At 66.5% G+C, this 10,278-nt stretch carries 9 protein-coding genes; 8 read left to right on the plus strand and 1 reads right to left on the minus strand.

The window, feature by feature from the left end; all coding sequences use genetic code 11:
- Positions 1–2: 2 nt before the first annotated feature.
- Positions 3–1,472, minus strand: a complete 1,470-nt coding sequence (locus ACYVKL_RS30180) for an aldehyde dehydrogenase (protein WP_379166536.1) — start codon at positions 1,470–1,472, stop codon at positions 3–5.
- Positions 1,473–1,738: 266 nt separating this feature from the next.
- Between ACYVKL_RS30180 and ACYVKL_RS30185 the strand changes: the two genes are divergently transcribed.
- The 8 genes from ACYVKL_RS30185 (at position 1,739) to ACYVKL_RS30220 (ending at position 10,278) form a co-directional block, all read left to right on the plus strand.
- Positions 1,739–2,944, plus strand: a complete 1,206-nt coding sequence (locus ACYVKL_RS30185; protein ID WP_379166537.1) for a cytochrome P450 — start codon at positions 1,739–1,741, stop codon at positions 2,942–2,944.
- Positions 2,944–3,741 carry an SDR family oxidoreductase gene (locus tag ACYVKL_RS30190; protein WP_379166538.1) on the plus strand — a complete coding sequence of 266 codons (798 nt, stop codon included), beginning with the start codon at positions 2,944–2,946 and terminating at the stop codon, positions 3,739–3,741. Before ACYVKL_RS30185 ends, ACYVKL_RS30190 begins: the two co-directional genes overlap by 1 nt.
- A complete protein-coding gene (locus ACYVKL_RS30195) occupies positions 3,738–3,938 on the plus strand; it encodes a ferredoxin (RefSeq protein ID WP_379166539.1) in 201 nt (66 codons plus the stop codon). The genes ACYVKL_RS30190 and ACYVKL_RS30195 overlap by 4 nt, the downstream gene beginning before the upstream one ends.
- 37 nt (positions 3,939–3,975) lie before the next feature.
- Entirely contained in the window at positions 3,976–4,527 is a 552-nt protein-coding gene (locus ACYVKL_RS30200) for a nuclear transport factor 2 family protein (RefSeq protein ID WP_379166540.1), read from the plus strand.
- Entirely contained in the window at positions 4,521–5,783 is a 1,263-nt protein-coding gene (locus tag ACYVKL_RS30205) for a hypothetical protein (protein WP_379166541.1), read from the plus strand. Before ACYVKL_RS30200 ends, ACYVKL_RS30205 begins: the two co-directional genes overlap by 7 nt.
- Before the next feature lie 20 nt (positions 5,784–5,803).
- Complete coding sequence (locus ACYVKL_RS30210) at positions 5,804–7,423, plus strand: acyl-CoA synthetase (RefSeq protein WP_379166543.1); 1,620 nt, start codon at positions 5,804–5,806, stop codon at positions 7,421–7,423.
- Between the two features lie 1,240 nt (positions 7,424–8,663).
- Positions 8,664–9,209: an MSMEG_0572/Sll0783 family nitrogen starvation response protein gene (locus tag ACYVKL_RS30215; RefSeq protein ID WP_364613046.1), complete on the plus strand. Its 546-nt coding sequence runs from the start codon at positions 8,664–8,666 to the stop codon at positions 9,207–9,209.
- 10 nt (positions 9,210–9,219) lie between these two features.
- Positions 9,220–10,278, plus strand: coding sequence for an MSMEG_0568 family radical SAM protein (locus tag ACYVKL_RS30220; protein WP_379166545.1), 1,059 nt, complete (start codon positions 9,220–9,222; stop codon positions 10,276–10,278).

Below are 10,278 nucleotides of genomic sequence, written 5' to 3' on the forward strand. Positions count from 1 at the left end.
GTTCAGGCGGGGGTGGCGATCAACTTGGTTTCGAGGTACTCCTCGAAGCCGGCGACACCCATTTCCCGTCCGATGCCGGATTGCTTGTAGCCGCCGAACGGCGCGTCGGCGTGGTACCAGAGCCCGCCGTTCACGCTCAGCGTTCCGGTGCGGACCCCCGAAACCACCCGTTCGACGCGTTCGGTATCGACGCCCCACACCGAACCCGAAAGGCCGTAGGGGGATTCGTTGGCGAGCCGGATCGCATCGGCGTCGCCGTCGTGTGGAATCACGACGAGCACCGGGCCGAAGATCTCCTCCTGGGCGACCGTCGCGGTGTTCGCGACTCCGGTGATGAGCGTCGGTTCGATGAAGTAGCCGCGTTCGGCATTCGCCGGGCGCGTGCCGCCCATCTCGATGTGGCCGCCCTCGGCGCGCGCGATCTCGAGATAGCGTTCGACCCGTTCGCGTTGACGCGCGGAGATCAAAGGCCCGCAAACGGTTCCAGGGTTGGTGGGGTCCCCTGCCTTCATGCCGGCGAGCGTTTTGGCCGCGACCGCGACCGCATCGTCGTACGAATCCCTCGGTACCAATAGCCGGGTGGTGAGCGCGCACCCCTGTCCGGCGTGCACCGCGACCGAGAACGCGGTGTAGCTCACGGCCATGGCGATGTCGGCGTCATCGAGAACGATGGCGGCGGACTTGCCGCCGAGTTCCAGGAACGTGCGCTTGAGGGTGGCCGAGGCGGCGGCCATGACCGCTCGCCCGGTCTGGGTCGATCCGGTGAACGTGATCATGTCGACCCGAGGGTCCTCGACCAGCCGTGCGCCCAGGCTGTGGTCGTCGGAGGTGATGATGTTGACGACGCCGGCCGGGATGTCGGTGTGCTCGGCGATGAGCGGGCCGAGAACTGCTGCGCACCAAGGAGTATCGGGCGCGGGCTTCAACACGACGGTGTTACCGGCGGCGAGCGCGGGGCCCAGCTTCGCCAGGTTGATCTGGTGCGGGAAGTTCCAGGGCGTGATGGCCCCGACGACACCGACCGCCTCACGGCGGATCACGCGCCGGCTCGAGATGCCCATCTGCACCGCGCTGCCGAGATCGGTTTCCCACGTATAGGTTTCGGCCAGCTCGGCGGCGAAGGACAGATCAGTGATCGGCCCCTCCAACTGCGGTCCGCTGGTCAGCATCACCGGAGCGCCCACTTCGGCGACCGTGATCGCGCGCAGTTCCTCCACGTGTTCGCGCATGGCGTCGCGCAGCTGGCGCAGGCAGCGCGCGCGTAAGGCCGGATCGCGTGACCAGTCGGTCTCGTCGAACGCGGCGCGCGCCGCGGCGATGGCGGCGTCCATGTCCTCGGCAGAGGCATTGGCCGCGTAACCGAGGACCTCCTCGGTAGCCGGATTGATCGTCGCGAAGACACCCGAGCCGCCGGGCACCAACTTGCCACCGATCAGCAGAGGTGTGCCCTCTGGAGGGACGAGGCCATTCATCAGCAGACTCCGATACATGTCTGGACAGGTGTTCGGAATATAGTTCGGAAACCAGATCAAGCGCAAGACCGCCGGGAGGTGGACGGTGTTCTCCCGCTGACGGGCGCGACCCGTTTCCCGTTGTCGCCCGGTGTCATTCAGAGTTGCCGTTGTGGTGGACACAAGTCGGTGATACCGTCCAGACACATGTCCAGCTATGTGTCTTCCCGGCAGGCTCGAGCGGCCTGGTCACGGAAGTGCGCGCGACCGAAAGCGAGGTATGCGTGATGACTTCGGCCTCACTGGAACCGGTCACGTTCGACCCCTACGACTACGGATTCCACGACGACCCGTACCCCACCTACCAGCGGCTGCGCGCCGATGCTCCGCTTTTCCACAACCCGGAAGTCGGCTTCTGGGCGCTGTCCCGCCACGCCGACGTCATCGCCGGCTTCCGCGACAGCGTGCGGCTGTCCAGCGCCAACGGTGTGTCGCTGGACCCGGCGGCCTGGGGTCCGCACGCCCATCGGACCATGTCCTTCCTGGCGATGGACGATCCCCGCCACATGCGGATGCGCCGGCTGGTCTACAAGGGCTTCACGCCGCGGCGGGTCACCGAGATGGACAACCGCATCCAGGAGCTGACCCTCGAGCATCTCGAACCTGCCCTTGCACGCGGGACCTTCGATTGGATCGAGGACTTCGCCGGCAAACTGCCGATGGACGTGATCTCCGAACTCATGGGCGTGCCGGGTCCTGATCGCGCCGAGGTGCGGCGATTGGCCGACCTCGTCGTGCACCGGGAGGAGGGCGTGCTCGATGTGCCGATGCCCGCCATCGAGGCGGCGCTGCAACTGATCACCTACTACAGCGACATGGTCGCCGACCGGCGGCGCAACCCGACCGAAGACCTCACCTCCGCACTGCTGGACGCCGAGATCGACGGTGACCGGCTCACCGACGAAGAGATCATCGGCTTCATGTTCCTGATGGTGGTCGCCGGTAACGAGACCACCACCAAACTCCTCGGCAACGCCCTGTACTGGGCGGCACGCAACCCGGCGGAGTACGCCAAGGTCGTCGCCGATCCGGAGCTGGTCCCCGACTGGGTCGAAGAGACCTTGCGCTACGACACCTCCAGCCAGATCGTCGCGCGCAGCGCCGCGACCGATATCGACATGCACGGCGCGACGATTCCGGCCGGAGCGAAGGTACTGCTGCTGATCGGCTCGGCCAATCGCGATTCGGACGTGTTCGAGGACGGCGACAGCTACCGGATCGACCGCGCCGACAAGGGCAACCTGGCCAGCTTCGGGGCCGGTGTGCACTTCTGCCTCGGCGCCCACCTCGCTCGGCTCGAGACGACGATCGCGTTGCGCGCGTTCGTTTCTCGCGTCCGCGCGTACAGCCTGGTCGAGACCGGCATCGAAAGGGTGCACTCGACCAATGTCCGCGGCTTCGCCGCACTCCCCATCACCGTTGAGGTCCGCTGATGCCACGATTCGAACCGCACCCCGACCGCCGTCCCGTCCTGATCGCCGGCGCCTCCTCCGGAATCGGCGCGGCCACCGCGGAAGCCCTCTCCGAACTCGGCCATCCCGTGGCGTTGGGGGCCCGGCGGGTCGAGCAGTGCGAAGCACTGGCCTCGAAGATCGTGAGCAACGGCGGGGAGGCGTTCGCGCACCACCTCGATGTCGCCGACACCGGCTCGGTCGACGCCTTCGTCACCGCGGCCGAAACCGCCTTGGGCGCAGCCGAAATCGTGGTCTCCGGTGCGGGGGACCTGTCGTTCTCGCAGATCCACGAGATGGACCCCGATCATTTCCTGCGGCAGGTCGACGTCCATCTCGTCGGGGTCCAACGCCTGGTCCACCGTGTCATTCCCGGCATGATCGCGCGGCAGCGCGGCGATTTCGTCATCATCAGCTCCGACACCGCCGGCAATCCCCGGCCCCGGATGGGCGCCTACCCCGCCGCCAAATCCGCGGTGGAGACCATGGCCCAGCAGATGTGGATGGAACTGGAAGGCACCGGGGTTCGCGCCTCGTTGGTGCGGCCCGGGCCGACGATGACCGGCATGGGCCTGGACACGACCGCCGAGGTCATCGGCCCGGTCCTCGAAGACTGGTCGAAGTGGGGATTCGCGCGCCACCCCGAGATGCTGCGCGCGGCCAACCTGGCCAGCGCCATCGTGGCAGTCGTCTCCGCACCCCGTGGCGCGCACATCGCGGTCACCGAAGTGCAACCCGAGGCCCGCGTTCAGGCAACGGCCGCGGGGAGCAACCGATGAAGATCATCGCCGATCTCGATCTGTGCCAAGGCCACGCCGCGTGCCAGGCCGAGGCGCCGGAGGTCTTCACCGTGCCCAAGCACGGCCACGTCGAGATTCTCGACCCGAATCCGAGCCCCGACGCCCGCGCCGCCATCGAGCTGGCCGTCCGCTACTGCCCCACCCGAGCGCTGTCGGTCACCGACGGCGACGACTGACCACACACTGCGATACGAAGACCGAAAGGACACTGCCATGGCCGATTTCGACCGCGCCGAACTCGACGAGATGGTGCGCCGCTGGCTGCAGGCCAACAAGGACTGCGAAGCCGCTGGTAACTGGCGCCCCCTCGCGGAGTTCTACACCGAAGACGCCACCTACGGCTGGAACTACGGACCCACCCAAGAGTTCATGGCCGTCGGACGCGACGAGATCCGCGATATCGCCATCGGCTCGGAGATGGACGGGCTCGAGGGCTGGACCTACCCCTATCAGGACTGGGTCATCGACGAGCGCACCGGCAACCTCATCGGACTGTGGAAGCAGGTCTGCGAGACCAAACGCGCCGACGGCCGCAACTACTCGCCGGAGGGCATCGGCGGCAGCTGGTTCCGCTACGGCGGCAACTTCCAATGGTCCTGGCAGCGTGACTTCTTCGACTTCGGCAATGTCAGCTCGCTGTTCATGGAGATGATCACCGGCAATGCACTCTCCGACGGCATGAACAAGCGGATCCAGCGCGCCGCCTCGGGTGAGAAGCTGCCCGGCTGGTACCGCATCGGCGAAGCGCCGGTGCCACTGTGGTGAGTCCGATTTCGCCGTGGCCCAGCGGTTTCGAAGACCTCACCCGCGACGAGCTCGCGGTCCTGGTGCCCGAACTGCTGCTCAGCGGACACCTGATCGACCGGTCCGGGATGGCCTACAGCATCGCCGCCTTCGGCCGGGAAGGCATGGCCGCCGTCGCCATCGAGGAGTGGCAGGTGGCCAGCCCCGTCTACACCCGGCGGATGCAGCGCGCCCTCGGCTTCACCGGCGACAGCGTCGAGACGATCTTCAAAGGGCTGCAACTCGATATCGGCGCACCACCGCAGTTCATGGACTTCCGCTACCGGGTCCACGACCACGACCGCGGGGAATTCTGGCTCGACCACTGCGGCGCGCTGGCCGACGTCGAGCCGATGGGCGAAGACTTCGTGCGATCGATGTGCCACGACATCGAGGACCCGACCTTCGACGCCACCGCACTCGCCACCAACCCGCACGCGCAGGTTCGCCCGATCCACCGGCCACCGCGAGTACCGGCCGACCGGGTTCCGGTGTGTGCGTGGACGGTGACGATCGACGCCGCCCACGTTCCGCCGCCCACCCCCCCGAACTTCGAGATCGCGGCGAATTCCCGTGCCGCACAGCTCGAACTCGACTCGATCGACCCGCTCGACCCGGGGTTGGCCGACTACACCGGTCCCCTGCTGAGTGATCTGCGGTTCGCGGACTTCTCCCGGTCGGCACTGGTCCGCATGGCCGACGAGGTGTGCCTGCAACACCATCTCCTGACACTCGGGTTCCTCATCGCGGTGAACAGCCGCACCGAGCCCGCCGCGGCGATCGAGATCGGCCGCAAACAGTTCACCGGTATCGCGGGCCTGACCTCCGAACGCATCCGCAAAGCTCTCGATCTCGGCGATGACGACACCGCCCTGGCCCGGGTGATCGGACTGCACCCGGCGTGGAACCCGTTGCGCTACACCGGTGCTCGCATCGAGGTCGGCGAAGCCGGTGTCCAGCTGCGCATCCCGAAGCGCAGCGACGCCGTCGTGGATGGAACGTGGCCGGCGCTCATCGACGCGACGCACCTCGCACCGCTCGACGCCATGGCGCGCGGAGTGAACCCGCGCTACGCGGCGCAAGTTGTCGCCGACGACGAGAATGAGCTGACGATCGGTTTCGTGCGCGCCGCTGAGCCTTTCGCCGAAGCCGGCGAAGTCGCGATCACCCGATTCAGCACCGGCGCCGATTTCCGCTTCACCGACCGCGGCATTCCGCTGCCGCTGACCGTGGTCTGACCCTGGAGAGACGAACTGCTATGGCCTGCACCTTCGCTGACCTGTTCGAGCATGCCGCCGACGCCATGCCCGAGCGCATCGCGTTGATTCACGGTGACCGCCGCATCACCTACGCCGAACTCGACGCCCGAGCGAACCGGTTCGCCGATCACCTCGCCGGCCACGGTGTCGAGGCCGGAACCCATGTCGGGTTCCAGATGCACAACAGCATCGAGACCATGGAAACCCTCATCGCCTGCTTCAAACTGCGGGCGGTACCGATCAACATCAACTACCGCTACGGCGTCGAGGAACTGCGCTACCTATACAACAACGCCGATCTCGCGGTCCTGGTGTATCACCGCAGCTATGAGCCGAGCGCAAGGTCGGCGCTGGCGCTGGCACCCCAGGTGCGGCACGCGGTCGTCGTCGACGACGATCTGGGCAGCGGGCATCTCGACAGCGACGCGCAACCCTACGAAGCCGCGCTGGCCGAGGGCTCGCCCGCCCGGCAGCCGGTCGAACGCAGCGGTGACGACTGCTTCATGATGTACACCGGCGGCACGACCGGCATGCCCAAGGGCGTGATGTGGCGCCAGGAAGACATGTGGCGGGTACTCGGCGGGGGCGTCGACTTCTACACCGGCGAGCCGGTTGCCAATGAATTCCAGCAATCCCGGGTCGGCGCACAGAACCAGCCCAGCCCCTGGCTGCTGTTGCCACCACTCATCCACGCCGCGGGCATGATGCCCACCTTCACCGCACTGTGGACCGGCAATACGGTGGTGTTCGAATCGAAGTTCGACCCGCGGCAGATCTGGCGGACGGTGGAACGTGAACGCCCACAGGTCATGGTCATCACCGGAGACGCCATGGCCCGGCCGCTGCTCGACGCCTACCTCGAGGCCCCGGTGGACGCGTCGTCGCTGATGGCCATCGCCTCTGGCGCGGCACTGCTGTCCCAGCCGGTGAAGAACGCTCTCCTCGAATGTTTCCCGTCCTCGGTCGTCTCCGACTCCATCGGTTCATCCGAAACCGGTTTCGGTGGAATCGGTTTCGCGACCAAGGATGACGATCTCGCACGCGGTCCGCGTGTGCAGACCGGCCGCGGCGCGGTCGTCGTCGACGAATCCGGGCGGCCCGTCGCCCCTGGCGAAGAGGGCTGGCTGGCGAAAACCGGCTCGGTCCCCATCGGTTACTACAAGGACCCCGAAAAGACCGAGCGCCTGTTCAAATCCGTCGACGGCAAGCGAATGGTCGTCACCGACGACCGTGCCCGCGTCGAGCACGACGGTTCGATCACCCTCATCGGCCGCGGGAACATGGTGATCAACACCGGCGGCGAGAAGGTCTTCGTGGAGGAGGTGGAAGGCGTCCTGAAATCCCACGACTCCGTCTTCGACGCCGTCGTCATCGGCATCGCCCACGAACGCTGGGGCCAGCAGGTTGCCGCCGTCATCTCCGGAACAGGCGACACCGCACTCGATTTCGACGCCATGACCTCCCACGTCCGCCGTCACCTCGCCGGCTACAAGGTCCCCCGCACCATCTGGGTCGCCGACACCATCGTCCGCTCCCCCAGCGGCAAACCCGACTACCGATGGGCCAAACACTTCACCTCGACCCGCGAACCTGATCATCAGGTCACCGCGTCCAGCTGATTCGACACACCGTGCGTCGCGTAGGGAAGGAGTTCCCAACGCGACGTGGGCTCCTGGTGGCCGTTATGTCGCAAGCCGCCGCAAATAGCCTGTTCAGCGCTGTCTTGGCAACTTCTTGGCAAGATGGAGACCGTATCTGAGCTCGCCGAACAGAGACTCCATCGCGAGTTCACTCGTCTGCCCCAACCACCGAATGGTTGGGTTGAATCTGTACAAGCCCCGCAGCCCACGGTCGGCAAGCCAAGCCGAGTGCCAAGCGAGCAGTACCGGGCGAGGAGCCGACGCTGGGGCCCGTGGTGCCGCCACAGGCGCCGTTACAGGAGTTACTCCATGGCCCGATGACCGCACCGCCGTCTCCCCCGGTGCGTCCCTCGGACCTGGTCTACGGGCTCTCGACGGTCGGCGACGGCGGCCGGATTGTGGATCGGCAGGTTTTCGCCGCCCTGGCCTGGTCCGCAGGCGATCGCCTGAGCCTGCGAGTCGACGGCGCGGCCCTGGTAGCCGAGCCCACTACGGAGGCGAAAGCTTTTCTACCACCACCAGCGGCATGCTCCGGGTCGAAGAGCCGGCCATGTGCACTATTCGGCCCGCGGCCGGGGGAAGCGATCTGCGCCAGGGACTGAAAGCGGCGCTGACCCGGCCGCTAGCTTGACTCTGCCGGTGATCTTGTGAATTTCCAGTTCAGCTGCTGACTGCGCGCCAGGACCGCAGCCGGGGAATTCCCTACGGGTCCAGGTGGTTTTGGAAGGCCGTTGGTGGCAGGGCCGGGACGTAGCGCTCAGCAGTAACAGGATCTTCTGTTCTCACCCCAAACCGATTTTCGAGTTGCGCCATCGGGCGAACCGTCCACGGCGCATACCCGCCCCCGGCGCCACTACCCGGCGGCGATCACTATCGCCCAGTAGCGGTTTCGTCCATGTTTCGTAGCGAGGGAGGCACTGGTCGCGGCGATTAACAGAACACCGAAAAGCCCAGGACGACGATTACACCGCATCGACTTCGCACCCACCCAGGTAGGCCGCGAGACGCCAGATGCGCAACTAATTATGTTGTGCCACAGTATGATTCGTGAGCCGATCCGCACACGTGCGTGGTGAACACCCGGAAACGTCAAATTTTTCCGCAGGCGACCAACCGGAAACACACCGAGCGTGAACTTGGTCCATCGGTGACCACCCGGACACCAACGGGCGCACTGCCGATCACCGAATTCACACCGACCACGCCCAGGAGACGAACCATGTCGGCACCCACCACATCGACCTCCGAGATCGACAAAGCGATCGAGGAGAACATCGTGAAATCGCTCGCCGAAATCCCGCACCCGGCCCTGCCGAAGGGCACCAGTATCTACGGCGGCACCAAGATCTTTCCCGACTATCAGGCGGAGGCGGGTGAAACCTATTTCACGCTGGTTCACGGTATCGCCCATGAATCGTCGGTGAGTTTCGTGGCCATCCTGCAGGCGACGCGCGCACTTCGCAAAGGTTTCGAGTCCGCCATCTACTTCTACGGTCCCGGCGCGATCAACTGCCTTGCCACCCGCGGCTTTCCGACCACCGGCGACAGCGGGTTCCCCGGCGAGCAGAACATCAACGAGGCCCTCGCCACCTTCATCAAGGAGGGCGGGAAGGTGTTCGCCTGCCGGTTCGGTCTCGCCCTGCACGGTGCACGCGAGGAGGACCTCATCGAAGGTGTGATCCCGGCGCATCCCCTGGACGTGCAGGACGCGCTGATCCACTACGCCCGCAAGGGCGCCATCATCAACTCCACCTACCAGCTGTAGGCCGACCGTCATGACCGAGGTATCCACGCGAGTAGATCTCGCACTCTTGGGCATCCGCGTCGATGTGCCGGTGCAGCGCCGTTCCGGTGCCGGCCCCAGCGACGACGGTCATGTGCTGTTCGGGGGTGCCGGCGCTGCCATCCCCCTCCGCCCTGAGAGCCCATACACGATTCGTGCCGATCGGCTGCTCTACGAGGGCACCGATCTCGGCGTGACCGTCGAGCCGGTGCGCCGACCCCGTTTCTACGACCTGCGCACGGCCGACGGCCTGACGTACGAGCAGATCGCCAGGCTGCACGGCAAGGACGTGCTGGCGACCACGGTGGTGCAGACCTGCATCCGCTACGGCGAAGACCAACGGTGCCGGTTCTGTTCCATCGAGGCATCTCTCGCGGCCGGCAGCACGATCGCCGTCAAGCGACCCGATCAGATCGCCGAGGTGGCCGCGGCGGCGGTGCGGCTCGACGGTATCCGGCAGCTGGTGATGACCACCGGCACGTCGGCCGGAAAGGACCGTGGCGCAAGGCATCTCGCCCGCTGCGTGCGGGCTGTGAAGCAGGCGGTGCCGACCCTCCCGATCCAGGTGCAGTGCGAGCCGCCCGGCGATCTGGCGACGCTGACCGAGCTGCGTGACGCGGGAGCCGACGCGATCGGCATCCACGTCGAGTCACTCGACGATCGAGTGCGGGCTCGTTGGATGCCGGGAAAGTCCACCGTGCCGCTGTCGGAGTACCGGGCGGCCTGGGCCGAGGCGGTGCGGGTGTTCGGCCGTAACCAGGTCTCCACCTATCTGCTGGTCGGCCTGGGCGAGGACCCGGACGAATTGGTCTCGGGTGCGGCGGAACTCATCGCCATGGGCGTGTACCCGTTCGTGGTGCCGTTCCGGCCGCTCGCGGGAACCCTGGCCGTCGATGTCGACGGTGCGAGCCCACCGTCCGCGGCGCTGCTCGAGGACGTGACCCGCCGAGTGGCGGCGGAACTGCGCCGGGCCGGCATGCTCGGCACGGACCAGAAGGCCGGGTGCGCGGCCTGCGGGGCGTGCAGTGTGCTGCAAACCGCGGGAGGCTGA

This window comes from Nocardia tengchongensis (genome assembly GCF_054781395.1).

Coding starts and splice junctions, on each gene's coding strand:
- ACYVKL_RS30180 (WP_379166536.1), bottom strand. CDS start 1,472: ATGAATGGCCTCGTCCCTCCAGAGGGCACACCTCTGCTGATCGGTGGC.
- ACYVKL_RS30185 (WP_379166537.1), top strand. CDS start 1,739: ATGACTTCGGCCTCACTGGAACCGGTCACGTTCGACCCCTACGACTAC.
- ACYVKL_RS30190 (WP_379166538.1), top strand. CDS start 2,944: ATGCCACGATTCGAACCGCACCCCGACCGCCGTCCCGTCCTGATCGCC.
- ACYVKL_RS30195 (WP_379166539.1), top strand. CDS start 3,738: ATGAAGATCATCGCCGATCTCGATCTGTGCCAAGGCCACGCCGCGTGC.
- ACYVKL_RS30200 (WP_379166540.1), top strand. CDS start 3,976: ATGGCCGATTTCGACCGCGCCGAACTCGACGAGATGGTGCGCCGCTGG.
- ACYVKL_RS30210 (WP_379166543.1), top strand. CDS start 5,804: ATGGCCTGCACCTTCGCTGACCTGTTCGAGCATGCCGCCGACGCCATG.
- ACYVKL_RS30215 (WP_364613046.1), top strand. CDS start 8,664: ATGTCGGCACCCACCACATCGACCTCCGAGATCGACAAAGCGATCGAG.
- ACYVKL_RS30220 (WP_379166545.1), top strand. CDS start 9,220: ATGACCGAGGTATCCACGCGAGTAGATCTCGCACTCTTGGGCATCCGC.